Raw genomic sequence first — 26163 nt, forward strand, 5'->3', positions numbered from 1 at the left:
AAACTTAAAGAATTACGAAATGAAACTTTGGGATAAAGGAATAAGCATCGATAAGAAAATTGAAAAGTTTACGGTTGGTAATGATCGTGAACTCGATATGTATCTTGCCGAATATGATATTAGAGCTTCTAAAGCACATGCTAAAATGTTAGGTGAAATTGGCATTTTGGAAAAAGATGAGGTTCCTGCTTTGTTAGCCGAATTGGATAAGCTTCAAAAACAAGTCGAAAATGGCGAATTTGTAATTGAAGAAGAATTTGAAGATGTGCATTCTAAAATAGAATATGAACTCACCAAAGTTCTGGGAGATACCGGTAAAAAAATTCATACGGCAAGATCACGAAACGATCAGGTCTTGGTGGCAATGCAATTATATTTCAAGGAAAATCTAATTGAAATTCATCAAAAAACAGAAGGATTAATTGATATCCTTTTAGGATTAGCTGAACAATATAAAGATAAATTACTGCCTGGATATACGCATTTACAGGTAGCGATGCCATCTTCTTTTGGCTTGTGGTTTTCAGCCTATGCTGAAATTTTAATCGATGATTTATATCAATTAGAAGCTGCCTTAAAAGTAGCCGATCAAAATCCTTTGGGTTCAGCGGCAGGTTACGGTTCTTCTTTCCCCATAGATCGTGAATTTACGACCAAAGAATTAGGCTTTAAAACCTTAAAATATAACTCGGTTGCTGCGCAAATGAGTCGGGGTAAATGTGAACGTACGGTAACTTCAGCAATTGCCGGCTTAGCCAATACACTGGCACGTTTTGCGATGGATATTTGTTTGTATATGAGTCAGAATTTCGGTTTTATCAGCTTTCCGGATGAGTTAACTACCGGAAGTTCCATTATGCCGCATAAAAAGAATCCAGATGTGTTTGAATTGATACGCGGAAAATCGAATAAACTCCAGGCAATTTCAACTGAAATGGTTTTAATTACTAATAATTTGCCGAGTGGTTATCATAGAGATTATCAGTTAATCAAAGAAAACAGTATAACTTCCGTAGAAGGAATAAAAGAGATCCTGGATATATTCTCCTATTCAATTTCGCAGATCATCGTTAGAGATATTAATCTTGATGACGAGAAATATAAATACCTGTTTACGGTAGATAGTATTAACGATTTGGTGATCGATGGTGCGAGTTTTAGAGATGCTTATAAAGAAATAGGAGGGCAGGTGCAAAATGGCACGTATAAACCGGGAGAAGGCAGAAAACACAGACATTTGGGAAGCAAGGATAATCTAGCTTTAGATAAAATTGCAGCCAAGAAAAAACTTTAAAATTGATCGATTTTAGCCTTCAGTTAGCCAACGAACAGATTCTTCTAAGACCTATGGAACCTGAAGATTTTGATGCAATTTCAAAACTGACTCAGGATCCGGCCATGTGGTATTATTTCACTTCAGATTTATCGAATATTGCGATTTTGAAGAATTGGATTGATGCTGCGGTGGAAGAGCGAAAAGATCAAAAGCGCTTAGCTTTTACCATCATTGAAAAATCTTCTGGAAAGATCATAGGATCAACCAGTTTAGGAAATTATTCTGAAAGAGATAAGCGTATCGAAATTGGTTGGACTTGGCTGGGAAAGGAATTCCAAGGTATAGGTTATAATTTTCAGGCTAAACATTTACTTTTAGAATACTGTTTTAAAAGTTTGAAATTAGAGCGAGTAGAATCCAAAACGGATATAATGAATGAGGCAGCTAAAAATTCGTTAGCAAAATCTGGTTTTACTGAAGAAGGAATTTTACGCAGTCACACATTAATGACCAATAATAGGCGGAGAGATACCGTCTATATTAGTGTCTTAAGAGAGGAATATTTGAATAATTACCGCTAAAAATTAACGAACGTATTAAGTACTTTTATTTATATTTGAGTTAGGGAAGTAGTAAAATTTTTGAATTAAAGAGTTAGGAAGAAAGAGGAGTGGAAAAGACCATTTTGAATAAATGGGGATTACTTGGTCTACCGCGTTTAGGGAAGATTATATGTATTGGCAGAAAAGCGAGAAGAAAATAATGAAACGGACAAATGGAGCTTATAAAAAGTGCTAAACATTAGCCAAAAAATAGTCAAGTTCTAACAAATCATTTGTTGTTTGAAAGATCAAATGCTAGTCTCATTATTTTCAATTAATTATTATTTCCGGTGATAAATGACATCAAAGAATATTAATTATCGTATTTATTTTAAAACCCAATACTTCTGATTACCCCAGTTATGAAAAATTTTACTTTGCGATCACTGCTATTTGCAGTTACACTTCTATTGTCTTCCTGTCAGAAAGATGATAATTTTCCTCAAACCAATTATTCCATAGAATCCGATGATTTTTTCCAGATCATCAGTAAACATCCCAATGGCTGGATCAAAGAGGCTAAACATGGTTTGGACAATCCATACGACAGTTTTGAATATTATGAGAACGGATATATAAAATCTGCTAAAATCTATTCCAGTTATCCACAACAGCATTTATATATGGAAGTGAGCCGTAGTGAAGACAATAAACCACTTTGGTCTAAATATTATACTTCTGAAGGTGATTTATGGTTTGAGACCGTATATGAGAATGGCTGGGCTTCAGAGAAAAAGATTTATAGTGAAAAAGGCACCTCAATTTATAGTTATGAGGAAGGAGATCTGATTTCCGTAGATTTCACCAGAGCTGATAATAGCGGAAAAAGCTCTACTGTTTTTAATAAAACTGAAGGAACCAGGACCGTTACGATTAAAAAAGACGGCGAAATTATTCTGGAAGCATTGTATCCATACACTGAAAATACTGGCGCCGCAATGCTAACAAACAACCAAGTTCCTCTGGGCAATCCCTTTGCTAATCACGATGAAAACTATCGTAAAATTAATGAAGATTTTTTTCATAATGCTACCTGGCAGTATAATGCCGATCCTAGTGAAGATATACCTCCTTTTCGTAATTTCTATGAATGGAATTGGTATGTTCCCAATAACATATTTGCCACTAAATTTGCGGTTAATTCAGAACTTTACCAATCCATTATTGAACAATATCCCATTACTGAAGATCAAGTACTTACTTTAAATCTCATACATGAAGAGGGTGTAAGAGGCTTCAGGCCTTCTTACGAAGAGAGTTTGTCCCTTACTGAAGAAATGGAAAAAGATCCTTCTCTTTTCGAATTAAAGTACGGCAATGAATATGTTGAAGCAATTTATTATGGTAAAATAATATATGTTGTAGGGGCGCTACGTCATATGCCTACCGATAAAAATACTGCTGATGAAGTTAAACATCTAGCTCAAAAGAAAATGAATTGGATAGTTGATTGGAATAATCCGCTAACTGCTGAAGAACAAGAAGTATTAGATAAAGTGTGGTTTGAAGTGAAGTTCTTCTCTACATTGAAACAACATCGAAACGGAATTGTATTAAATAACGCGGAAGATTTTGCTACGCTTTCGCAGGATGTTGAAAATTCAGAATCTTCAATAATTCAAATGGATTATGCAGCATTTGAACATCTTACAGGGAATTAATAAATGTAAAATTACCTTTTAAAAATTTCAGCTAGTTTAAAAAGTGACCTATTCTGAAATAAAAAAGCAAATTTACTGGCTACAGTTTAAATAGAAAATATTGCTAAAAATAAAAAAGGAGCTGAAATTATCGAATTTCAGCTCCTTTTTAAATATATAAACTAAGATTTTTCTTTGTTCTTCACATCCCGATATATCGGGAAAGTATCTCATATTTTCTTATAAGATTTTGAAACGGGTTCAGGATGACAATTATTATTTTTTAAATAATCGTCATTTGACCAAAATTAAGGTTTTCATCGTTGATATTATTTTCAGATTCACTAATTAAACCTTCTAAGAAGTCACCTACTTTTTCAGTACTGTAAGGATTATCTTTATTTATATCTTCAGTACAAACATTTAAATTGATGCTTACGGCAACGGCTTTTCTAATTACGTCTCCTTCTTCAGTTAGACCAAAATGATCCAAAAGCATTGCTGCAGAAAGGATCGAAGCTACGGGATTGGCAATTCCTTTACCGGTGGCTTGTGGATAAGAACCATGAATAGGCTCGAACATCGCATTATCACCACCAACAGAAGCTGAAGCTAATAAACCAATACTTCCACCAATTACACTTGCTTCATCAGAAATAATATCGCCAAACATATTTTCAGTAAGAATTACATCAAATTGTTTAGGATTTAAGATCATTTGCATTGCGGCGTTATCTACGAATAAGAAATCTAATGCTACATCCTGATAATCTTCAGCAATTTTTTTAACCGTTTTTCTCCAAAGTCGGGAAGTTTCTAAAACATTGGCTTTATCAACCAAAGTTAGCTTCTTACGACGTTGCTGTGCAGCTTTAAAAGCCAAATGCGCCATTCTTTCGATTTCTTCAACAGAATAGGTGCAAATATCTGTAGCGCTTTGTCCGTCTTCGCTAACACTTTTCTCTCCGAAATAAATTCCGCCGGTCAGTTCTCTAAAAATGGTTAGATCTGCCCCTTGAATTCTTTCTGGACGAAGGGGTGACTGGTCGATCAATTTCGCATAGGTAGTTACCGGGCGAATATTCGCAAAAAGGCCAAGTTCTTTTCTAAGTTTTAAAAGTCCTTGCTCTGGTCTTACTTTTGCATCTGGATTATTGTCGTATTTAGGATGCCCAATCGCGCCAAATAAAACAGCGTCAGATTTTTTACAAAGATCTAAAGTTGCTTCTGGAAGTGGGTTATCTAATAAGTCTATTGCAGCAGCACCTACAATGGCATCTTCGAATTCAAATTCGTGATCAAAACGATCTGCGATAGCTTTAAGTACTTTTATAGATTGCTGGGTGATTTCTGGACCAATTCCGTCTCCGGCTAATACGGCTATTTTTAATTTCATAATGTTCTTTCTCTAAAAGTTATAGATTCAGTTTTAATTACTGAATCGCAGCTTCACGCATTTGCGTTTGTTTCTCTTCAAATTTCTTAATGGCGTCTAATTTACTCACTAAAAAGTCGATATCGTCAAAACCATTTATTAAACAGGTCTTTTTATAAGCGTCGATGGCAAAATTTTCAGATTTACCACTGCTTAAAATTTCTATTTTTTGATTTTCAAGATCAACTTTAAAACTTTCTTTGTTGTCTTTTCGAATCGCAAGGAAGAGTTCGTCTAAAAATTCTGGAGAAACCTGAACAGGTAGTAAACCATTGTTAAGTGCATTTCCTTTAAAAATATCGGCAAAATAGCTGGAAACAACAACTTTAAAGCCATAAGCTTTCAGTGCCCATGCTGCGTGCTCTCTACTAGAACCACAACCAAAGTTATTTCCGGCAATTAAAATTTGTCCCGAATATTGATCTTGGTTTAAAGTAAAATCTTCAACCGGTTTTCCATCTTTGTCAAAACGCCAGTCTTTAAATAAATTCTCTCCAAATCCTGCTTTATCGGTTGCTTTAAGGAAGCGTGCAGGGATAATTTGATCGGTATCTATATTTTCGACCTCTAAAGGGACGGCTGTATCTTGTAATGTGGTAAACTTTTCCATTAATTCAAACTTTTTGTAAAGTCGGTTATTTTTCCGGCTACGGCGGTTGCTGCTGCGGTTAGCGGGCTGGCTAAGATGGTTCTTGACCCTTGTCCCTGTCTTCCTTCAAAATTTCTATTACTGGTAGAAACGCAATATTCGCCTTCCGGAATTTTATCATCGTTCATGGCCAGACAGGCAGAGCATCCGGGCTGTCTAAGCTTAAATCCTGCTTCTTCAAACACTTTATCCAAACCTTCTTGTTGAATTTGAGCGGCAACCTGTCTACTTCCCGGAACGATCAAAGCATTTACATTTTCAGCTTTTTTCTTTCCTTTAATGTAGCTTGCTGCCATTCTGAAATCTTCGATACGGCTATTGGTACAACTACCAATAAAAATGTAATTTATTGGCTTGTCAATTAAACTTTCACCAGGTTTGAAGCCCATATAACTTAATGCTTTTGCATCACTTTTACCACCTTCAACCGGGATTGCTCCTGTGATCTTAATTCCCATTCCAGGATTGGTTCCGTAGGTGATCATTGGCTCAATATCTTCAGCATCAAAAGAGTATTCCTGGTCAAACTCGGCACCTTCATCGGTTTTTAAAGTTTCCCAGTAGGCTTTCAGTTTATCGAATTCTTCTCCTTTAGGCGCAAATTCTCTTCCTTCAACATAATCGTAAGTGGTTTGATCTGGCGCTATAAGTCCGCCACGAGCTCCCATTTCGATACTCATGTTGCAAACCGTCATACGGCCTTCCATAGACATGTTTTCAAAAACATCTCCGGCATACTCACAAAAATAGCCAGTACCCGAATTGGTTCCCAGTTTGCTGATTACATAAAGAATGACATCTTTTGGAGTTACTCCTTTCTTAAGATCTCCATTTACATTTACACGTAATCTTTTTGGTTTCTCTACCAATAAACATTGGGAAGCAAAAACTTGTGTTACCTGGCTGGTGCCTATCCCAAAAGCAATAGCACCAAAAGCCCCATGAGTAGAAGTATGGCTATCGCCACAAACCATAGTCTTTCCTGGTTGTGTGATACCAAGTTCAGGCGCCATTACGTGAACGATCCCGTTATAAGGATGGCCTAAACCATAAAGTGTAATATTATTTTCTTCGCAGTTTTGCGAAAGTTCTTTTAATTGTTTTCTAGATAGCAAATCCTTTACCGGTAAATGCTGATTTTCTGTTGGGGTGTTGTGATCTGCCGTAGCAACGATCTTATTTGGTCGAAAAACCGGGATATCGCGTTCCTTCAGTTCGTTAAAAGCCTGCGGACTCGTAACTTCGTGAATTAAATGTTGATCGATATATAAAATATCCGGACCATCCGGAATCGACTCTACCACGTGGGCATCCCAAATTTTATCGAAAAGGGTCTTCTTCATTTCTTTAAATTTTTAAACACAGCACGAGGGCTGTGTTTTTCTGAATTCTAATAAAATTCAGTATTTTATGTTAGGCAATAGCTTTAAATTTCTTTTTTGAGATTTGCATGATTTCGTGAATATCATCATCCAAAACTTCTTTTTTCATATCTGCATAATTAAGAAATTCTGCGTAAACCGTGTCTAGTTCTAATTTTGTAAGATTATAACCTACTTTTTTAGCTCTATAAGCTAAAGCTGCCCGCCCGCTACGAGCTGTCAAAACAATAGCAGATTCGGTTACCCCAACATCTGCTGGATCAATAATTTCGTAAGTTTCACGATTTTTGATGAATCCGTCCTGATGTATTCCCGAGCTGTGTGCAAAAGCATTTGCACCAACAATTGCTTTATTTGGTTGTACAAACATTCCCATCTCTTTAGAAACCATCGTACTTAATTCATACAATAGTTTAGGGTTGATGTCTGTATTTAAATTTAATGTAGGATGTTGGCGAAGAATCATTACAACTTCTTCTAAAGCCGTATTACCGGCACGTTCACCAATACCGTTAATGGTACATTCTATTTGGCGCGCTCCATTAGTTATTCCCGCAATGGCATTTGCTGTGGCCAAACCTAGATCGTTATGGCAATGGCAAGAGATAATTGCATTATCTATGCCTACTACATGATCTTTTAAATATTTGATTTTCTTACCATATTCTTCAGGAAGACAATATCCTGTAGTATCTGGAATATTTAAAACTGTTGCACCTGCGTTGACGACTTCCTGGCAGACCTGCGCCAAAAAATCATTATCTGTTCTACCTGCGTCTTCAGCATAAAATTCAACATCGTCTGCAAAATTTTTCGCATAGGAAACTGCATTTACAGCACGCTCGATAATTTGCTCTCTGGTTGCATTAAACTTATATTTAATATGCGATTCTGAAGTACCAATACCCGTATGAATACGAGGTTTTTTTGCATATTTTAAAGCTTCAGCAGCCACCTCAATGTCTTTTTTTACAGCTCTGGTGAGTCCACAAACGGCAGCGTTTTTTGCAATTTTTGAAATTTCGGTAACCGATCTAAAATCACCAGGGCTAGAAACAGGAAAACCAGCCTCGATAACATCTACACCCAGTTCGTCCAGTTTTGCGGCAATCTTAACTTTCTGTTCTGTATTTAATTTACAGCCCGGAACTTGCTCTCCGTCTCTCAAAGTTGTGTCAAAAATTTCTACCTTTTCTGCGCTCATAAGAGTTTTTTTTTGCTTTATCTTTAACTAAAGTATTATAAAGCATATTGCTTTACTATCGGGCAGTGTAAAGTGTTACGATAATTAAATCAGTTATATTTCTTTAATATGTCTGATTATCAGTTAATTAAAAACTATCTTGTTACAATGACTAACGATTTAACGGATAACCTTTTTTCTTTAATTAAATCATTATCTCCTTCGGAAAAGCGCCAGTTTTCGCTGTATGTAGGAAGAATTGGAGTAAATTCTGATAGCAAATTTTTGAACCTTTTTAAGGTTTTATCAAAACAGAAGAAATATGACGAAGAATTTGTGCTTAAAAATACCAATATCAGTAAGCAGCAATTGTCGAATATTAAAGCGCACTTATATAAGCAAATTTTAATTAGTTTACGCTTAAATCCCGCCCACCAAAGTATACCAATTCAGATTCGAGAACAATTAGATTTTGCTATTATTTTATATAGAAAAGGTCTTTATAAGCAAAGTTTGAAACTTTTGGATAAAACAAAAGCTACGGCTTTGGCCTATGAAGAAAAAAATCTTGCCTATGAGATTTTAGAATTAGAAAAGATTATAGAATCACAATACATTACACGTAGTATTGAAAATAGGGCCGAAACCTTAATAAAACAAACGGAAGAGCTTACGCGCCTAAGTGAAATCTCCAGTAAATTATCAAATCTGTCCCTTCAGTTATATGGTATTTTTTTAAAAATGGGATATGCACGTACTGAAGAGGAGGCCGAAGCAATTCGGCATTATTTTGATACAAATTTACCCGATTATAAATTTTCAGATTTAGGGTTTAAAGAGAAATTATGGTTATATCAGACGCATTTATGGTTCAGTTTTATTACACAAAATTTTTTAAACGCGTTTAAATATTCCTCTAAATGGATAGATTTATTTAATGATAATGAACATTTAATACCGGTGCATCCGGTCTTCTATTTAAAAGGGAATCATTATTTATTAGAATCTCTGTTCTATTTAAACCATACCACAACTTTCGAGAAAGTATTACATCGTTTTGAGGATACACTGAAAAATCCTAAAATCCCTGATGATGATAATATTGCCTCGTTGTCCTTTCTATATTTATATGAAAATAAGCTGAATCTTAAGTTTATGAAAGGAGAGTTTGATGGCGGCGAAAACTTAGTCGAAAAAATAGAACAAAAAATTAAGCGATATAAAGGCAAAATCGATGAACATCATATCATGGTGTTTTATTACAAAATAGCGTCCTTATACTTTGGAAGTGGAAACAATAAAAAATGCATCGAATACTTGCGAAAAATTATATATAATAAATCTCTAGAGATGCGTGAAGATTTGATGTGTTTCTCCAGAATTTTAAGTTTAGTTGCCCATTACGAAGCCGGGATGGATTACCATTTAGAACGATTAATTAAAACGACCTATAAGTTTTTGATCAAAATGAACGATTTGCATGAGGTGCAAAAAGAAATGATCAAATTTCTAAGAAATCTGCCAGATGTTAGTCCGCTTGATATTAAAAATGAATTTAAAAAACTTCACGCTACGTTAAAGCAATACGAAGATCATCCATTTGAGCGTCGTGCTTTTTTATATTTAGACATTATCTCTTGGCTGGAAAGTAAAATTGAAAATCGCCCGGTAGCCGATATAATTAAAGAAAAGGTAAATGAATATGCACGCTAAAATGATTGAATTTGGTTGAAAAAAAAGCCGACTTAAAACATATTCTTCAGCTTAATCTCGCGGTCATCATTATAAGCACCTCGGGTACGCTTGGAAGATATATCGAGCTAAGCCCATTCTTAATCATTTTTCTGCGATCATTTATTGCGATTTGCGCGCTTGTAATATTCTGTAAGATTAGAGGTTTTAAGCTCAGTTTTTCTAACAAGAAGGATTTATTAAAGGTTCTTTTCGCCGGCGTTTTAATGTGTATTCACTGGCTTACCTACTTTCAATCTTTAAAATTATCCAGCGTAGCCATTGGTATGCTATCTATTTATACTTACCCGGTAATAACAACCTTTTTAGAACCGCTCATCAGGAAAACAAGTTTTAGTAAAATACACTTGATTTTAGGAATTCTGGTTTTATTGGGGGTGTATTTTTTAGTTCCCGAATTTAGTCTCGATAATCAACAAACCATTGCGGTCTGTTTTGGCGTAGGTTCAGCATTTTTCTATTCTATTCGGAATATTTTAATGAAGCAGGAATCGGCTAAATATAATGGTTCAGTTTTGATGTTATACCAAATGTTTGTGGTAAGTACATTACTTATTCCGGTTCTGTTTATTTTTGATTTATCTAATGTACCTTCTCAAATTGCACCGGTTTTAGCCTTGGGCTTATTAACAACATCAGTAGGACATACATTACTGGTAAGCAGTTTTAAATATTTTTCGGCCACCACAGCGAGTATTATTAGTAGCGCGCAGCCTATCTACGGAATTTTGCTTGGTTATTTTTTACTGAATGAAATTCCTGCCACCAATACAATAATCGGTGGTTTTTTGATCGCTACTGCCGTTTTTACTGAAATTTTTAGAAGTTTTAAAAAGTAGCTGAAATTATAGAATATTAAGCATTATTCTTTCTGTCCATTTTTTTGTTGAGTTCTAAGCAGGCATTAATAAGTGCCAAATGAGTTAAAGCCTGCGGAAAGTTGCCCACCTGCTCACCACTTTTACTAATTTGCTCGCTAAATAATCTAAGGGAATTTCCGTAGCCTAAGATTCGTGAAAAATTTTCAGCAGCTTCATCTACGTGATCCATAAGTGCCAGGCATTCAATATACCAAAATGAACACATGGTAAAGGTTCCTTCTTCGCCCTCTAGACCATCTGTTTCGGTTTCAGCGGCTCTATAACGGTAAATTAAAACATCATATTTTAATTCTCGTTCAACAGCTTCAAGAGTTTTTTTCCATTTTTCATCATGTTTGTCAATAAAGTGAAGAATAGGCATTAACATGACCGAGGCATCAATTTCATCGGTTTCACTATGTTGTACAAAAGCTTCTTTTTTTTCATTCCAAAAATCAGAATAGATACTGTCTTTAATTGCTGTTCTTACCTTTTCCCATTTTTCCTTTGGATAATCTAAATCATTATTCTCAGCGAGTTTTATGCCGCGGTCTAATGCAATCCAGCAGGTTAAGCGAGAATGTAAAAATTCTTTCTTGTCCCCTCTAATTTCCCAAATGCCGCGATCTTTATCTTTCCAGTGGTCACAAACATATTCTACATATCGTTTAATATTTTTCCAGAAACTCTTTTTAATGCTACCATCATGTAGATTGTAAACATATACAGCATCTATAAGTTCTCCATAAATATCAAGTTGTTTTTGATTTTTCGCATCGTTCCCCACACGAACAGGTTTACTGTTTTTATAACCATTAAAATGTTCTAATGTAGTTTCATCGGGCGGCGTTTTACCGTCGTAAGTATAAACCAAATCCATTTTTTCCTGAAAACAATATTTTTCTACCCATTTAAAAAATGCACTGGCTTCTTCTTTAAAACCAAGTTTCATAAAAGCATACATGGCAAAAGCTGCATCTCTAATCCAGGTATAGCGATGATCCCAATTGCGCTCGCCACCTATCTTTTCGGGTAATCCAAAGGTTGGAGCCGCAATAATACTTCCTTCTTTATGAGAGGTAAGGAGTTTTAAAGTTATAGCAGATCTTATTATTGTTTCTATCCACCTGCCTTTATAGGTAGTTTTGCTAATCCACTTTTTCCAGTAATCTTGACTTTCCCAATGATACTGCTCACCAAATGAAGGCATACTTTCTTTGTTTTCTTCTGAAAGATGAAAATCTGTTAAAATAAAATAGCAGGATTCTTTTTCATCTAATTTGAATTCAGAATACGCATCATCACGAGAAATATATAAATCCCGACAACTATTCAGACAAAGAAATTTATCATCATCTGTAGTGAAAGTGATTTCATTCTGGTGCTGCTTAGCGGTGTGTCTTGCCTTCGCATTATCAAATCTGGGTTTGCATTTAACTCTGAAGGAGATGTTGCCATGATTAGAGGATACTTTTCGTAATAATTTAAATTTATGGTCTTTTTCATCTATAACCATCGTGTCAGAAATTTCTCCAACGCCTTTTTCAGAAGTAAAACGGGTAATTAAAGTTGCTGTATCGGTTATATAGAATTGTGTATACTTTAAGTTTTCTATGAGTGGTTCTATAGAAAAACAACCGCCTTTATCTCCGTCTAGAATTGTAGCAAAAACACTAGGAGAATCAAAATTGGGAAAACACATAAAATCAATATCGCCTTGTTGCGATACCAATGCTGTGGTTTGTAAGTTTCCTATAAAGCCGTAATTATTTATTTTTGTAAATCTATTTTTTATCATTCTATTTTATAGTCAGAAGGAAATTTTCAACTCAATATTTTCATTTTTATTAATTATTTAATTGATCAAAAATCTCTTATTGAATTATAGTATTTCATTTGTATCACAAAATAGATTATCAAGAACAGACCTTCAAATTATTGGCATAGCATTGGCAAATAATTAATACTTTATTTAAGTATTACAGATACTTTACAATTTTAATTCACTTTAGATCTTATATCGATTGATAGAACCGATACGATAATTTCACAAATTTTTAATTCTTTTATTATCGTAGTAAGCCTCTGAAATTCATAATATAGCGTTTCTAAAACTAGGTTATGAAATGGAAAGATAGGAGACAAAGTTCTAATGTTGACGATCGCAGAGGAATGTCGACAAAAGGCAAAACGATTGCCGGCGGAGGTATCGTTGCAGTTATTGTAATAGCGCTTCAATTATTTACAGGAGTAGATCTTAGCCAAATAATATCTGAAGAACCATCGAGCGTTGCAACTGAAAAAGCTCGAGAGCTTTCTGAAACTGAAATAGAGGAGGGAGAATTTGCAGCCACCATATTAGCAGATACCGAAGATATTTGGACTTCCATTTTTTCAAAAAATGAAATGACTTACCCAAAACCAGGGATGGTGTTGTTTGATGATGCTGTAAATTCTGGATGTGGTAGAGCTTCTGCCGCGATGGGTCCGTTTTATTGCCCTGCAGATCAAAAGTTATATTTGGATCTTCGCTTCTTTGACGAATTGCATAATAAATTTGGCGCAGAAAAAGGTGATTTTGCTACTGCCTATGTTATTGCACACGAGGTAGGACATCATATACAAACCGTTTTAGGAACTTCTCAAAAAGTTAGACAATTACAGCAAAGTAAACCTCAAGATCAGGCAAATGAACTTTCTGTTGCCTTAGAACTTCAAGCCGATTTCTACGCAGGAGTTTGGGCCAATCATAATCAAGAATATCTTCAAGAAGGCGATATTCAGGAGGCATTAAGTGCAGCAAACGCGGTAGGAGATGATGCTATCCAGCGTCGTATAAACGGAACTGTAAATCCAGATTCTTTTACTCACGGAACCTCTGCTCAAAGAATGGAGTGGTTTATGAAAGGTTACCGTAGCGGGGATATTAGTAAAGGAAATACATTTCAGGCACTTTTAAATTAGGTGCAGGCTTGCCAAAGCGGTTCGTTCGGGACTTCAGCAATTATTCTTATAGGCTCCTTTTTTACCGGATGGATAAATTCTAATTTACGAGCATGTAAATGAATTCCCGCATCTTTATTACTGCGATCAAAACCATATTTTAAATCTCCTTTTATAGGGCATCCAATAGCTGAAAGCTGACTACGAATCTGGTGATGTCTCCCGGTTTGTAAATCGATTTCCAACAAAAAATAATTGTTCAATTCTTTCAAAATTCGATATTCTAGGATCGCTTTTTTACTTTCTGGAACTTCTTTTTTATGCGCGAAAGATTTGTTTTGCTTTGGATTGCGTTTTAAATAATGTATCAAAATATCATTATCCTTTGGTGGTCTGTTTTTTACTACCGCCCAATAGGTTTTTTTAGCGTCTTTTTCCTGAAATAATTTGTTTAATCTCGGAAGTGCTTTAGAAGTCTTTGAAAATAAAACAATACCGCTAGTTGGGCGGTCCAAACGATGTACCACACCCAAATACACATTCCCCGGTTTATTATACTTTTCTTTAATGTAGGACTTTACAACATCACTTAAGGGCTTATCACCGGTTTTATCGCCCTGTACAATATCACCAACGCGTTTATTCACGATGATTATATGATTATCCTCGTGTAGTATTTGTAAATTATTTTTATTAGAAAGTAATTTTTCTGGCAAAATAGAAATATTAAAATGGAATTATTAATTTTTAGTAAAATACCTCAGCGCAAGCCATAAGGCATTTATCAAAAAATCATTTATTATTTCGAGGCGAGCCTCTGAGCATTTAATCTCGATTATCGAGTAAATTCAGCGATTATTTTATCATGCTGCGGAAATTCTGTGGTAAGATTATTTCTTTCTGCTAATGTGAAATCTTCAAAATCAAATCCCGGTGCCACTGTGCAACCCACAAAAGAAAAATGATCTGGCTGAATAACCTTTGCTGCAAACCAGTAATTTCTAGGCACTACAAATTGAGGTTTTTCGTTCTTATCCAGATCTCTCCCAATTTTTATTTCTGAAAGCTCTCCGGAAGGTGAAATCATATATAAAAGTAGAGGAGAGCCGTCATAAAAATGCCAGATCTCCTCTTGATTTATTTTATGAAATGCTGAAAAATTTTCTGAAGTGAGTAAAAAATAAATACTGGTAGAATAGTTGCGTTCTGTTTTAAAAGCTTCAGGTAATGCCTCCGCCTTGATAACATCGTCGCTTCGATAAACTTCTTTAAAGTAACCACCTTCAGGATGCGATTGTAGCTTCAGTTTTTCAATAATTGCTTCCGCATTATTCATTCAGCAAAAATATTTTTAGAAAAATTAATATTGTTCATCTTCCGAAGGAAAATCACCACTTTTTACATCTTCAGCATAGCGTTGGAACGCCCCTGTCATTTCAGTATAAAGATCTAAGTATCTTCTTAAGAATCTAGGATTAAATTCTTTGGTCATTCCCAGCATATCGTGAACCACCAACACCTGGCCGTCACAACCGTTACCTGCACCAATTCCTATAACAGGAATACTTACACTTTCAGCAACCTCCTTCGCTAATTTTGCCGGTACTTTTTCTAAAACTACAGCAAAACATCCTAATCTTTCTAAAAGTTTAGCATCAGATTTTAGTTTTTCAGCTTCTTCTTCGTCTTTTGCTCTAACCGTATAGGTTCCGAATTTATAAATAGATTGCGGAGTTAATCCCAAATGGCCCATCACCGGAATACCAGCATGTAAGATTCGTTTAATTGACTCTTTAATTTCTTTGCCACCTTCAAGTTTAATGGCATGTGCGCCGCTTTCTTTCATAATTCTTATGGAAGATCTCAAAGCTTCCTTAGGATCACTTTGGTAGGTTCCAAAAGGTAGATCGACTACTACCAAAGAACGGTTAATAGCGTTTACCACACTCGTCGCGTGATAGATCATATGATCTAGCGTCATTGGGAGCGTAGTTTCATATCCAGCCATTACGTTACTGGCTGAATCGCCAACAAGGATCACATCGATCCCGGCGCCATCCATGATTTTAGCCATTGAATAATCGTAAGCAGTTAACATAGAGATTTTTTCTCCACGTTTTTTCATGTCAACTAAAGACTTTACAGTAATTCTTTTATATTCTTTTTTAGCAACAGACATTAATTTAAATTTTGGTATGCGTAAAAATAAGGTTTTAATGAGAGACTAATTAAGATTCCCTCAAGAAATTGGGGATTCTTTAGTTTTATAATTTTCGAATTGAGATTTTAGAAATGCTTTTTTCAGCCCAATTTATTTTTTTAGTACTGTTTCTAGATTTTAACTAGTTTACTTTTAGAACATAATCATTATTCCAATTTTATGAGAGTATATTTTTTTATTCAAATTTTTATGGTTGAATTAAAATAGCCAAAAAAGCCATCAATAAAGATGGCTTAAATATTGTATTTTGAAGCTTATTGTTATGGCTTTAAAACCACTCTAAAACGAGCTTTATTATCCATCATCCTTTTATAGGCTTCTTTAACATCAGAAAGAGGGTATTCTTCAATCATTGGTTTCGTTCCGCTTAGCGCACTAAATTTTAAAGTATCTTCACTGTCCATAGCAGTTCCACTGGCCCATCCTGCAACTGAATTTTTGCCCATAATTAATTGCATTGGTGAAACTTCTACAGGCTCGCCGGTAGCACCTACAATTAGCAATTTTCCGTTGGGACCTAATCCATCAACCACACTACTTATGGCTTTACTGTTTGGTGCTGTTGCCAAAATTAGTTTTGCCCCACCAAGTTTCTTAAGTTCTTCTACGGTATCTTGTTCTTTAGCATTAATAAAATGGTGCGCACCAAGATCTGAAGCTAAAGATTTTTTATCATCGCTGGTGGAAATCGCTACGGTACGCATTCCCATTTTTGAAGCATACTGAACGGCTAAATGGCCTAAACCACCGATTCCCTGAATAGCGACAACATCACCCGGTGTGATTCCTGAATTTCGCAAAGCGTTAAAAACGGTAATCCCTGCGCAAAGTAGCGGAGCAGCTTCTGCTGAAGATAATTCGTCTGGAATACTCGCAATAGCTTCTTGCGGTGCCGTCATAAATTCAGCATAACCGCCATCGTAAGAGATTCCGCTAATTTTTGCATTCTCGCAATTAATAAAATCACCACGGCGACAAGGCTCACATTCAAAGCAGTGACCACCATGCCAGCCAACTCCAACTCGCTGTCCTTTTTTCCATTGCGAAACACGATCACCAACGCTTTCTACAATACCAACAATTTCGTGACCCGGTATTCTTGGATAATCGATAGGCATTATACCCTCTTTTGTAATAGCATCGCTATGGCAAATTCCGCAAGCTTCAATCTTGATTAATATTTCATTTTCTTTAGGAGATGGTTTTTCGACATCTACATATTGGAAATCACCACCTTTTTCTTTTACTTGTACAGCTTTCATCATTCAATTTTTTTGGTTCTTGAATTTACGAAATTACAGGGCGAAGATTTTTAAGTCTTTGTTAAATAAAGAGATCGGTAATTTTTTCAGCATTCGTAGAAATGAGTACTACAATGCCATTATTCATCGCATGCAAAAGCATAGGCCAGTATAATTCTTTATTCTGAACTTTTAATCTGCCCATAAAATAACCAGCAATTATTCGTGGAAAAATGAGGAAGAATAATATAAGATTGAATTCGAATCCAGAGACGTAATTCCACACATGTACGTAGCCAAAAATAATTGCTGAAAGGATCCAAACTACCCTAAAATTTTTATGAAGATAATATTGAAGTCTTTTCATTTTCCTTTCAGGAATTACCGACTTCAGAAATAAAAAAATGATAAAAACGCTTAATAGTAATAGTGCATATTTAAGAATGAGATTGGCTTCAGCAGGAATAAAAGATAAACTCAAAAATAAAATCCAGGAACAGATGAATATAAGAATTTCATTTTGTGAGGGTTTTATTAAACTCCTAAAAAGACTTTCTTCCATAATCGGAGCAATAATTACGGCAAGAATAAAAAAGATGATGGGATTATCGGTCATCATCTCATAAATCCCGGTTTGTTCGTAACGATCAAGATCTATTGTTGGAAAGAACTTATTTAGCAATCCCATTCCCATAAAAAACAAAATATAGCACATCATTATAAGAAAATAATGACGGATAAGATTTTTGATTTTCGATGGTAAATTTTGAGCGTACAATTATAAAATAGATTTAACAATCACTAAGGCTAACTTTAACCGCTAATCCTCCTTCGCTGGTTTCTTTATATTTAGAATTCATATCTTTTGCCGTATCCCACATGGTAGCAATTACTTTATCTAATGGAACTTTGGCTTTAGTAGCATCACTCTCTAAAGCAATTTCAGCAGCGTTTATCGCTTTAATCGCACCCATTGCATTACGTTCTATACAAGGCACCTGAACCAAACCAGCGATAGGATCGCATGTTAAACCAAGATGATGTTCCATTGCAATTTCGCTGGCCATTAAAACCTGCTCGGGCGTTCCACCAAGTAATTCGGTTAATCCACCAGCGGCCATTGCTGAAGATACACCAATTTCTGCCTGGCAGCCACCCATAGCGGCTGAAATTGTTGCTCCTTTTTTAAATAGACTTCCTATTTCGCCTGCGACTAACATAAAGCGTTTCATATCCTCGAAAGTAGCTTCGTGATTTTCGATTACCATATAATACATTATCACTGCGGGAACAGTTCCTGCACTGCCATTGGTTGGTGCAGTGACAACACGTCCTAAACTGGCATTTACTTCGTTCACACTTAAAGCAAAACAACTTACCCATTTAAGGATCTGGCGAAATTTAACTTCGGTATTTCTTATCGCATCGATCCAGTTTTCTGGCGAATCATATTTTTCTTCTCCAATAAGTCGCTGATGCATTTCAAAAGCGCGTCGCTTTACACTAAGCCCACCAGGCAATGTACCTTCTGTATGACAACCAATATACATCGATTCTAACATGGTATTCCATATTTGTTGAAGACCAGTATCGATTTTTTCGTTACTTCTTAAAGAACGTTCATTCTCTAAAACTAACTGCGAAATACTTAGATTTTCTGCTTTGCAATAGTCTAGTAATTGATTGGCAGTTTCTACCGGAAAAGGAAATTCGTCAAATTTATCCTGTTTCTTTTTAGCGTTTTTCCTTGTTTTTTTAATTACAAAGCCACCACCAATAGAAAAGAAAGAGGAAGAGCATTTTTTTCCGTTCGATAAACTCGCTCTAAAAATCATTCCGTTAGGATGAAAATCAAGAAATTTTCGGTTGAATTTTATATCGCTTTCAATATTAAAAGGAATGTCAATTTCCTTATTTAGCTTCAGTATTTTTTCTGCTCTAATTTTATAAATTTCAGTATCAATTATTGAAATATCCATCGTCACGGGATCGTGGCCACTAAGACCTAAAATAGTAGCGATGTCTGTAGCGTGTCCTTTTCCTGTGAGTGAAAGAGAACCGTAAAGATCGATGTGAATTTTTTCTACTAAATTAAAAGTACCTTTATTTTTTAATTCGGAAATCCAACGTTGTGCAGCACGCCATGGCCCCAATGTGTGAGAACTTGAAGGACCAACGCCAACCTTCAACATATCGAAAACGCTAATACATTCCATATTGAAATATTATGCCGACAAATGTATTGTTTCAGAAACAGATTCAGAAATAAAAAAGCAATTGTAACTGCCTAATTATGCACAAATCAAAAGGAACTCTGCAAAATTTACATTGAATTCTCTCCAAAACACAGCTGTTTAAAAATGTTTCTGCCAACCTGTCATAAGTTTTTTGCTGGCATAAAGATTGACTTTTAGAGATCGAAACATTGAATAAAAAATTAAATTAAGTATAAAGTTATGAGTAAGATAATTGGAATTGATTTAGGTACAACAAACTCCTGCGTTTCAGTTATGGAAGGTAACGAGCCTACGGTAATCCCTAATGCCGAAGGTAAAAGAACAACTCCTTCTGTAATTGCTTTTGTAGAAGGTGGTGAAATTAAAGTTGGAGATCCTGCAAAAAGACAGGCTGTTACCAACCCAGAAAAAACGATTGCTTCCATCAAAAGATTTATGGGTAATAAATACTCTGAATCTTCAAGAGAAGCAGGACGTGTAGCATATAAAGTGAAAAAAGGAGATAATGATACTCCTCGTGTAGATATTGACGGTCGTCTTTATACTCCTCAAGAACTTTCAGCAATGATCCTTCAGAAAATGAAGAAAACTGCTGAAGATTATTTAGGACAGGATGTTACTGAAGCTGTAATTACAGTACCAGCATATTTTAACGATTCTCAGCGTCAGGCTACTAAAGAAGCTGGTGAAATTGCAGGTCTTAAAGTAAGACGTATTATTAATGAGCCAACTGCTGCTGCATTAGCTTATGGTCTTGATAAAAAATCAACAGATCAAAAAATCGCTGTATATGACCTTGGTGGTGGTACTTTCGATATTTCTATCCTAGAATTAGGTGATGGTGTATTTGAAGTATTATCTACAAATGGTGATACTCACCTTGGTGGAGACGATTTTGACGAAGTGATTATCGATTGGTTAGCTGATATTTTCCAGAAAGCTGAAGATATCGATCTTAGAAAAGATCCTATGGCGTTACAACGTCTAAAAGAGGCTGCTGAAAAAGCGAAGATTGAGTTATCATCTTCTTCTCAAACAGAAATTAATCTACCTTACGTTACTGCCACAGCTAGTGGACCAAAACACTTGGTAGAATCTTTATCTAGATCTAAGTTTGAGCAATTAGCTGCAGAATTAGTGACAAGATCTATGGAGCCAGTTAAAAAAGCGCTTCAAGATGCAGGTCTTTCTAAAAGTGATATTGATGAAGTAATTTTAGTAGGTGGTTCTACTCGTATTCCTAAAATTCAGGAAGAAGTAGAAAGTTTCTTCGGAAAAAAACCTTCTAAAGGTGTAAATCCAGATGAGGTAGTATCTATTGGTGCTGCAATTCAGGGTGGTGTATTAACTGGTGATGTTAAAGACGTATTGTTATTAGATGTAACTCCGCTTTCATTAGGTATCGAAACTATGGGTGGTGTAAACACTAAACTAATTGAAGCGAATACAACTATTCCTTCTAAAAAATCACAAACATTCTCTACAGCTGCAGATAATCAGCCTTCTGTAGAAATTCATGTACTACAAGGAGAGCGTCCAATGGCGGCAGATAATAAAACGATTGGTAGGTTCCATTTAGACGGAATTCCACCAGCGCCAAGAGGAACACCTCAGATTGAAGTAACTTTCGATATCGATGCTAACGGTATTATTAAAGTAAGTGCTACAGATAAAGCAACAGGAAAATCTCAGGATATTCGTATCGAAGCTTCTTCAGGATTAACAGAAGAAGAAATCGAGAAAATGAAGCAGGAAGCTGAAGCTAATGCTGATGCCGATAAAAAAGCGAAAGAAAAAGTAGATAAGCTTAATGAAGCAGATGGAATGATCTTCCAAACTGAGAAGCAGTTGAAAGAATTTGGAGACAAACTTTCTGACGATAAGAAAAAGCCTATCGAAGATGCTTTAGAAGAGCTTAAGAAAGCTTACGAAACTAAAGAGTTAGAACAAATAACTCCTGCATTAGACAAATTGAATGAAGCCTGGAAAACAGCTTCTGAAGAAATGTATAAAGCGCAAGCTGAAGCACAAGGTGGTGCTCAGGGAGCTGCTGGTGCAGAAGGTGGACAAGCCGGAGGCGGTGAAGCCAAAGGTGGAGACGACGTAGAAGATGTAGACTTCGAAGAAGTGAAATAAGCTTCATCCAGATATTTGATAAAAAGCCGCTGATTTTTCAGCGGCTTTTTTTATACGCAACCTTTTTTGAATTTTGGTATCTAATTAGAAATCAATCAAATATTATGATTAAAAAACTATCAATTTTAGCTTTAACAATTTTACTATTTTCGTGTTCAGACGATAATGATGATGGTATCAGAGTCAATTTTGATGATTTTGAAGCTATACCTGAAGAATATCCTTTTTCAGATATAAATCCCGAAACGCCAATCTCTTATTTTGAGTATATCCAGACAATGCCAGATTATGAAGATCCTGATGATCCAAATTCAATAGTATATCGCAATAATATACTTTTTTCTTTTGGTGAAACTTGTTCAGATGTTGATTGTAAAACAGCTTTTAACGAATTACAGGCCGAAGAAGGATTTAATTATGGTTGCCTACCGGGATACTGCTTTAGTTACATCAAATATCAAAGACAAAAAGATAATTTTTTAGTCACCTCTAAAGAGGATGTTCTTAATTTCCTCGGAGAAATAAGCACACCAGGCGAAGCCTTACTCGTTGCGAGAGCTAACGGATATTATTGGGCAGTAGATGATAAAAATAATGGAGCTTATAAACAAGTAGAAGATGGATTTGAATTAATCGTTAGGCAAACCGTAAAATTTTGTGAACCAGTCCAGACCGATCGATTTTATATAAAAATAAGTGCAGATGGTACAATTAGCATTTTGAAACAAGAAGTTGCTGAGGTTTTGGAGAATGCCTGCGTTTAATATGATTCTATACAAAAAAATTATAACCCAAATATGCAATATTAAATATCAAAAGCATCACAAAGCATATCATGGTAAATAATCGATAGTTTTTACCGGGACGGTCAGCTTCTGGCATTTCCTTGCCGGTAACTAATTTATAATTAAACCAAGCGAGAATCGGAGCTGATAAAAAAGATAATCCGGCAGCAAAATCAACAAGAATAGTAAAAGATCCAGAAGTAAAATAAAGAATCGCCAACGAAAGTATCGGGATGATGAATATCGATATTTTATAGAATTGCCAGCGTTTTTTACGATTATCGGTTTTGGATACTTCAGGATGAAAAAGTTCAGAGATTACTCTGGGATACGCATCGGTCACGGTAATTACAGTACTCAGCATGGTGACAAAAGCAGCAATGGCGATAATCGGTTTGCTCCAATCTCCAAGTGTTTTTGCGTAGAGATTAATAAGTTGCGATGAAAATTCTACACTATTACTGCTAAAACTTTCTCCACTCCCAAACATTACCAAAACACCAAGTAAAAAGAAAAGCACTCCAATAAAACAGGCCGAAAAATACCCAATATTGAAGTCTAAAAAGGCATTTTTTAAAGTTAGTTTTTCTTTGTTGCCGTGAGCTTTTTCCTTAGTCCATATTGAATGCCATACTGCAGCATCAAGGGGAATAGGCATCCACCCCATAAAAGCGATAATAAAGCCAAGACTTGCAGTAGTCCAAAGCGACGGAATTTCTACGGTTTCAATTGGGTCTTTTTGTATTCCCAAGGCCATACAAACTGCCGCCAAAGTGGCCACGGTAAGCACACTCACGATAATCTTCATGCTTTTGTCTAATCCGGGGTATTTTCCGATTAAGAGCAAAGCAATACTAGCTCCAAAGATGATAAAACTCCATACAAAAGGGGATAAGCCGAAATTAAAAAGCCGTTCAGCTAAACCAGCAGTCACGATAGTTACAGCGGCCTGAATAATAAACATGCTGGCCACGGTAATAAATATGAACAAATAATACGGAATCTTACCTAACTGCTTATAGCCGGAAATTAAATGTTTACCGGTTCCGGCCACATAACGAGCACCAAATTCTAAAAATGGATACTTAGAAATACACGCCAGCAATAACGCCCAAATTAAGATGTATCCATAATCAGCTCCGGCACGTGTAGACTGCACCAAGTGTGAAACTCCAATTGCAGCGCCCGCAAGTAAAAATCCCGGACCGATATTCTTTAAAACTGAAGTTTTTTTTGAAGTTCCCACGCTTTTTTGTGATTCCATTGCTTTTATAAATCGTATGTCGCGAAAATATTCAAAATTATTCAGAAAAAAATGAAAATTGGACAATGTGATTTAGGCATAAGTTATAGGAAACAAGACTCAAAATAAAAGAGTCTAGAAGATAGAAAATAGAATTTGTGTTGAATTTTTGAATTATAAATTTATTAGGCTAATTGCTAACAGATTATCGCTCAAACAAATGCAAATCAACTAAGTTTATTAATAATTTCAGTGTTAAATTCGTGTCCGCCGTTGTAGGTAAGAATTTCTAGATTATTAGGAAATAAAGTTCTCATACGTTCTTCTTCAACTTTTATGATTCCTTTTTTTAGGTATTCATCTTCTGTACCGTAGAGATAAGTAACTTTTGTGTCTTTTAAGAATTTAAAATCTTCGGGATTTAATTCCGCAGGCACTTTTCCTGAATGAAGAATTAGTTGCTCGCATTTAATCTGTCTCCGCGCTACAAATCGAGTAGCTATAGAAACTCCCTGAGAATATCCCAAGACAATCAAATTGGGCGCTTTAGCTAAATTTTCTTCTGTAAATACTTCATCTAAATAATTCAGCACATTTTCAATATCAGCGTCTGTATTTTCTTTTGTAAGCCAGGAGGCGCCTACATGTCGATAATCAGATTTTAAATAATATTTGCTTTGCGCCTGTGGTGCGATAATATAGTTTTCGCTGAAATCCAGATGATTAAAAAACCGAATAAAATACCGGCTTAAATATCCAATACCATGACAAACCAACCAGACGTTTTTGGTAGTTTCGGTAAACTCGTTTAAAACACTATAGGTGTTGCTAATTTGGTAAGAAACCTGTTTTTCGCGGCTCATGCTGTAGATTCAATTTTGTACTTTTACAAAGTAATTAATCGTAATGCTATGAACAAAGAGGAAATCCTGGGAATGTGTGCAAAAATGTGTAAAAACACGTTGATGGAAACCTTGAATATTGAATTTATCGATGTTGGTGAAGATTTTTTAACCGCAAAAATGCCCGTAACTCCAAGAGTGCATCAGCCAGATGGCGTGTTGCATGGCGGCGCAAGTGTGGCTTTGGCCGAAAGTGTTGGGAGCGCTGCGAGTTATCTGTTTTTAGATACCCAAGATTTTGTGATTCGCGGTATAGAAATTTCTGCCAATCACCTTAAAAGCATAAAAGAGGGCGATGTTTTTGCCAAAGCCACTTTTATTCATAAAGGCCGTACCACGCAACTTTGGAATATTCATATTACCGATGCTGCAGATAATTTAATTTCCCTGGTAAAACTAACAACCATAGCACTAGCAAAAAAGAAATCATGATGCAGGCGATGGCGTTTTTTAACGCATTAGAAGATCATATCAATAAAAATTTACCTGTTGTAGCTTATCGAAAACCCGATGAAAATGTAATCCAAGCATTTCTACAAAAGGATAAGCAATCGTATACAACGACCGATTTTTCAGAAAGCGGATTTGTTTTTTCTGATTTCTGCGGAAAGAAAAGTTTTTTAATTCCTGAAGATAAATCTAAACAGATTTCTACGGAATTAAAAACTGAAGACTCCATAAAAGAAACTTCAGAATATATTCCAGAAATCACAAATCATACTCAGCAAAAAGAGCATGAAGAACTGGTGGAAAAAGCAATTGCTGAAATTGAATCCGGCAATATGAAAAAAGTGGTTTTAGCCAGAAAAGAGCATAGCCAAACGCAACTTTCAGCCGTTTCGATCTTTAAAAATTTACTCGAAAATTATCCAAAAGCCTTTTGCTATATCTGGTCCCATCCTGAAAGCGGAATTTGGTTAGGAGCTACCCCAGAGACTTTGGTGAAAGTAGAGCGAAATCGCTTTAAAACTATGGCTCTTGCTGGAACGCAGGCTTTTAAAGGAACCATCGATGAAGCTGCGTGGACACCAAAAGAGGTAGAAGAGCAAAAAATCGTTTCAGATGAAATTGTGCAAAAATTAAAGGATTTTAAAGTATCTGCCGGAGCAATTAACCTGAGTGATCCTTATACCGTAAAAGCGGGGAATTTGTTACATATTCGTACCGATATATCAGCTGTTTTAGAGAATGATAATTTATCGAATTTATTGGAAAGTTTACATCCAACTCCTGCTGTATGTGGATTTCCGCGTGAAAAAGCAAAGGAATTCATTTTGGAGAATGAGCATAGTGATCGCGAATTTTACTCTGGTTTTCTTGGGGAGATTAATCTTAAACAAGAAATAAAGCGAAATTCGAATCGTCGAAATCAGGAAAATCAGGCGTATGCCAGCATTTCAAAACAATCACAGATTTTCGTGAATCTTAGATGTATGAAATTAGTGAAAGGCGAAGCTGAAATTTTTATCGGCGGCGGTATAACGGCAGAATCTAACCCGGCAGCCGAATGGGAAGAAACAGTGAATAAAAGTTATACGATTAAATCGGTTTTGGTCCATCAAGATTAAAATGAAAATCAATTAAACCTCACAGGTTTTTAAAACCTGTGAGGTTTGGCTAAGCTTTCTCTATCTAAAAAATTCAGTTAAATACTTTTTAAAGGTGCTGCGGAAGTC

General features: G+C 35.6%; 23 protein-coding genes. 10 read left to right on the forward strand and 13 right to left on the reverse strand.

What is annotated here, in order from left to right; genetic code table 11:
- Nucleotides 1-19: 19 nt before the first annotated feature.
- The 3 genes from argH to PBT91_RS06375 all read left to right on the forward strand — a co-directional run bounded on the left by argH (nucleotide 20) and on the right by PBT91_RS06375 (nucleotide 3539).
- Nucleotides 20-1294: an argininosuccinate lyase gene (gene argH / locus PBT91_RS06365; protein ID WP_270060939.1), complete on the forward strand. Its 1275-nt coding sequence runs from the start codon at nucleotides 20-22 to the stop codon at nucleotides 1292-1294.
- 2 nt (nucleotides 1295-1296) lie between these two features.
- Nucleotides 1297-1857: a GNAT family N-acetyltransferase gene (locus tag PBT91_RS06370; RefSeq protein WP_270060940.1), complete on the forward strand. Its 561-nt coding sequence runs from the start codon at nucleotides 1297-1299 to the stop codon at nucleotides 1855-1857.
- A 383-nt stretch (nucleotides 1858-2240) separates the two neighbouring features.
- Nucleotides 2241-3539 (forward strand): hypothetical protein, encoded by a 1299-nt coding sequence (locus tag PBT91_RS06375; protein WP_270060941.1) that lies wholly within the window; start codon nucleotides 2241-2243, stop codon nucleotides 3537-3539.
- 262 nt (nucleotides 3540-3801) lie between these two features.
- Here the strand turns inward: PBT91_RS06375 and leuB are convergent, their stop codons facing one another.
- From leuB to PBT91_RS06395, 4 genes are all read right to left on the reverse strand, one after another.
- The gene (gene leuB / locus PBT91_RS06380; RefSeq protein WP_270060942.1) at nucleotides 3802-4914 is read right to left on the reverse strand and encodes a 3-isopropylmalate dehydrogenase; all 1113 of its coding nucleotides are present in this window, start codon (nucleotides 4912-4914) and stop codon (nucleotides 3802-3804) included.
- A gap of 37 nt (nucleotides 4915-4951) precedes the next feature.
- On the reverse strand, nucleotides 4952-5563 hold the full coding sequence (leuD, locus tag PBT91_RS06385) for a 3-isopropylmalate dehydratase small subunit (RefSeq protein WP_270060943.1): 612 nt from the start codon (nucleotides 5561-5563) through the stop codon (nucleotides 4952-4954).
- Nucleotides 5563-6945, reverse strand: coding sequence for a 3-isopropylmalate dehydratase large subunit (gene leuC, locus PBT91_RS06390; RefSeq protein ID WP_270060944.1), 1383 nt, complete (start codon nucleotides 6943-6945; stop codon nucleotides 5563-5565). The genes leuD and leuC overlap by 1 nt, the downstream gene beginning before the upstream one ends.
- A gap of 70 nt (nucleotides 6946-7015) precedes the next feature.
- Complete coding sequence (locus tag PBT91_RS06395) at nucleotides 7016-8188, reverse strand: 2-isopropylmalate synthase (RefSeq protein WP_270060945.1); 1173 nt, start codon at nucleotides 8186-8188, stop codon at nucleotides 7016-7018.
- A gap of 147 nt (nucleotides 8189-8335) precedes the next feature.
- Between PBT91_RS06395 and PBT91_RS06400 the strand changes: the two genes are divergently transcribed.
- A complete protein-coding gene (locus tag PBT91_RS06400) occupies nucleotides 8336-9880 on the forward strand; it encodes a hypothetical protein (RefSeq protein WP_270060946.1) in 1545 nt (514 codons plus the stop codon).
- Between the two features lie 11 nt (nucleotides 9881-9891).
- Nucleotides 9892-10758 (forward strand): DMT family transporter, encoded by an 867-nt coding sequence (locus tag PBT91_RS06405; RefSeq protein WP_270060947.1) that lies wholly within the window; start codon nucleotides 9892-9894, stop codon nucleotides 10756-10758.
- A gap of 16 nt (nucleotides 10759-10774) precedes the next feature.
- Here the strand turns inward: PBT91_RS06405 and PBT91_RS06410 are convergent, their stop codons facing one another.
- Nucleotides 10775-12577, reverse strand: coding sequence for a glycoside hydrolase family 15 protein (locus PBT91_RS06410; protein ID WP_270060948.1), 1803 nt, complete (start codon nucleotides 12575-12577; stop codon nucleotides 10775-10777).
- Nucleotides 12578-12900: 323 nt separating this feature from the next.
- Between PBT91_RS06410 and ypfJ the strand changes: the two genes are divergently transcribed.
- Nucleotides 12901-13743 carry a KPN_02809 family neutral zinc metallopeptidase gene (gene ypfJ, locus PBT91_RS06415; protein ID WP_270060949.1) on the forward strand — a complete coding sequence of 281 codons (843 nt, stop codon included), beginning with the start codon at nucleotides 12901-12903 and terminating at the stop codon, nucleotides 13741-13743.
- Here the strand turns inward: ypfJ and PBT91_RS06420 are convergent.
- From PBT91_RS06420 to PBT91_RS06445, 6 genes are all read right to left on the reverse strand, one after another.
- Nucleotides 13740-14438 carry an RluA family pseudouridine synthase gene (locus PBT91_RS06420; RefSeq protein ID WP_270060950.1) on the reverse strand — a complete coding sequence of 233 codons (699 nt, stop codon included), beginning with the start codon at nucleotides 14436-14438 and terminating at the stop codon, nucleotides 13740-13742. The genes ypfJ and PBT91_RS06420 overlap by 4 nt on opposite strands.
- A gap of 119 nt (nucleotides 14439-14557) precedes the next feature.
- Nucleotides 14558-15058, reverse strand: coding sequence for a cupin domain-containing protein (locus PBT91_RS06425; RefSeq protein WP_270060951.1), 501 nt, complete (start codon nucleotides 15056-15058; stop codon nucleotides 14558-14560).
- A gap of 24 nt (nucleotides 15059-15082) precedes the next feature.
- The gene (gene panB / locus PBT91_RS06430) at nucleotides 15083-15901 is read right to left on the reverse strand and encodes a 3-methyl-2-oxobutanoate hydroxymethyltransferase (protein ID WP_270060952.1); all 819 of its coding nucleotides are present in this window, start codon (nucleotides 15899-15901) and stop codon (nucleotides 15083-15085) included.
- 302 nt (nucleotides 15902-16203) lie between these two features.
- On the reverse strand, nucleotides 16204-17208 hold the full coding sequence (locus tag PBT91_RS06435; protein ID WP_270060953.1) for an alcohol dehydrogenase: 1005 nt from the start codon (nucleotides 17206-17208) through the stop codon (nucleotides 16204-16206).
- 58 nt (nucleotides 17209-17266) lie between these two features.
- Nucleotides 17267-17902 (reverse strand): CPBP family glutamic-type intramembrane protease, encoded by a 636-nt coding sequence (locus PBT91_RS06440; RefSeq protein WP_270060954.1) that lies wholly within the window; start codon nucleotides 17900-17902, stop codon nucleotides 17267-17269.
- 73 nt (nucleotides 17903-17975) lie between these two features.
- Nucleotides 17976-19400: an L-serine ammonia-lyase gene (locus tag PBT91_RS06445; RefSeq protein WP_270060955.1), complete on the reverse strand. Its 1425-nt coding sequence runs from the start codon at nucleotides 19398-19400 to the stop codon at nucleotides 17976-17978.
- Nucleotides 19401-19640: 240 nt separating this feature from the next.
- Here PBT91_RS06445 and dnaK point away from each other — a divergent pair, with 240 nt between their 5' ends.
- Both dnaK and PBT91_RS06455 read left to right on the forward strand, forming a co-directional pair.
- Entirely contained in the window at nucleotides 19641-21557 is a 1917-nt protein-coding gene (gene dnaK, locus PBT91_RS06450; RefSeq protein WP_270060956.1) for a molecular chaperone DnaK, read from the forward strand.
- 104 nt (nucleotides 21558-21661) lie between these two features.
- Nucleotides 21662-22321, forward strand: coding sequence for a hypothetical protein (locus tag PBT91_RS06455; RefSeq protein ID WP_270060957.1), 660 nt, complete (start codon nucleotides 21662-21664; stop codon nucleotides 22319-22321).
- A gap of 7 nt (nucleotides 22322-22328) precedes the next feature.
- Here PBT91_RS06455 and PBT91_RS06460 read toward each other — a convergent pair whose 3' ends face one another.
- Nucleotides 22329-23606, reverse strand: coding sequence for an NRAMP family divalent metal transporter (locus tag PBT91_RS06460; RefSeq protein WP_270060958.1), 1278 nt, complete (start codon nucleotides 23604-23606; stop codon nucleotides 22329-22331).
- Between the two features lie 206 nt (nucleotides 23607-23812).
- Nucleotides 23813-24448, reverse strand: a complete 636-nt coding sequence (locus PBT91_RS06465; protein ID WP_270060959.1) for an alpha/beta hydrolase — start codon at nucleotides 24446-24448, stop codon at nucleotides 23813-23815.
- Between the two features lie 48 nt (nucleotides 24449-24496).
- Between PBT91_RS06465 and PBT91_RS06470 the strand changes: the two genes are divergently transcribed.
- Entirely contained in the window at nucleotides 24497-24919 is a 423-nt protein-coding gene (locus tag PBT91_RS06470; protein WP_270060960.1) for a PaaI family thioesterase, read from the forward strand.
- The gene (locus tag PBT91_RS06475) at nucleotides 24916-26055 is read left to right on the forward strand and encodes a chorismate-binding protein (RefSeq protein WP_270060961.1); all 1140 of its coding nucleotides are present in this window, start codon (nucleotides 24916-24918) and stop codon (nucleotides 26053-26055) included. The genes PBT91_RS06470 and PBT91_RS06475 overlap by 4 nt, the downstream gene beginning before the upstream one ends.
- The last annotated feature ends 108 nt before the right edge of the window (nucleotides 26056-26163 follow it).

Source organism: Zunongwangia sp. HGR-M22, from assembly GCF_027594425.1.
GTDB lineage: Bacteria > Bacteroidota > Bacteroidia > Flavobacteriales > Flavobacteriaceae > Zunongwangia.

Bases quoted from the DNA above. Each gene is read 5' to 3' on its own strand.
- PBT91_RS06375 (WP_270060941.1), top strand. From the start codon at position 2,241: ATGAAAAATTTTACTTTGCGATCACTGCTATTTGCAGTTACACTTCTA.
- ypfJ (WP_270060949.1), top strand. From the start codon at position 12,901: ATGAAATGGAAAGATAGGAGACAAAGTTCTAATGTTGACGATCGCAGA.
- leuC (WP_270060944.1), bottom strand. From the start codon at position 6,945: ATGAAGAAGACCCTTTTCGATAAAATTTGGGATGCCCACGTGGTAGAG.
- PBT91_RS06445 (WP_270060955.1), bottom strand. From the start codon at position 19,400: ATGGAATGTATTAGCGTTTTCGATATGTTGAAGGTTGGCGTTGGTCCT.
- PBT91_RS06455 (WP_270060957.1), top strand. From the start codon at position 21,662: ATGATTAAAAAACTATCAATTTTAGCTTTAACAATTTTACTATTTTCG.
- leuB (WP_270060942.1), bottom strand. From the start codon at position 4,914: ATGAAATTAAAAATAGCCGTATTAGCCGGAGACGGAATTGGTCCAGAA.
- PBT91_RS06425 (WP_270060951.1), bottom strand. From the start codon at position 15,058: ATGAATAATGCGGAAGCAATTATTGAAAAACTGAAGCTACAATCGCAT.
- PBT91_RS06475 (WP_270060961.1), top strand. From the start codon at position 24,916: ATGATGCAGGCGATGGCGTTTTTTAACGCATTAGAAGATCATATCAAT.
- PBT91_RS06395 (WP_270060945.1), bottom strand. From the start codon at position 8,188: ATGAGCGCAGAAAAGGTAGAAATTTTTGACACAACTTTGAGAGACGGA.
- PBT91_RS06460 (WP_270060958.1), bottom strand. From the start codon at position 23,606: ATGGAATCACAAAAAAGCGTGGGAACTTCAAAAAAAACTTCAGTTTTA.
- leuD (WP_270060943.1), bottom strand. From the start codon at position 5,563: ATGGAAAAGTTTACCACATTACAAGATACAGCCGTCCCTTTAGAGGTC.
- argH (WP_270060939.1), top strand. From the start codon at position 20: ATGAAACTTTGGGATAAAGGAATAAGCATCGATAAGAAAATTGAAAAG.
- PBT91_RS06400 (WP_270060946.1), top strand. From the start codon at position 8,336: ATGACTAACGATTTAACGGATAACCTTTTTTCTTTAATTAAATCATTA.
- PBT91_RS06465 (WP_270060959.1), bottom strand. From the start codon at position 24,448: ATGAGCCGCGAAAAACAGGTTTCTTACCAAATTAGCAACACCTATAGT.
- PBT91_RS06440 (WP_270060954.1), bottom strand. From the start codon at position 17,902: ATGATGTGCTATATTTTGTTTTTTATGGGAATGGGATTGCTAAATAAG.
- panB (WP_270060952.1), bottom strand. From the start codon at position 15,901: ATGTCTGTTGCTAAAAAAGAATATAAAAGAATTACTGTAAAGTCTTTA.
- PBT91_RS06435 (WP_270060953.1), bottom strand. From the start codon at position 17,208: ATGATGAAAGCTGTACAAGTAAAAGAAAAAGGTGGTGATTTCCAATAT.
- PBT91_RS06410 (WP_270060948.1), bottom strand. From the start codon at position 12,577: ATGATAAAAAATAGATTTACAAAAATAAATAATTACGGCTTTATAGGA.
- dnaK (WP_270060956.1), top strand. From the start codon at position 19,641: ATGAGTAAGATAATTGGAATTGATTTAGGTACAACAAACTCCTGCGTT.
- PBT91_RS06470 (WP_270060960.1), top strand. From the start codon at position 24,497: ATGAACAAAGAGGAAATCCTGGGAATGTGTGCAAAAATGTGTAAAAAC.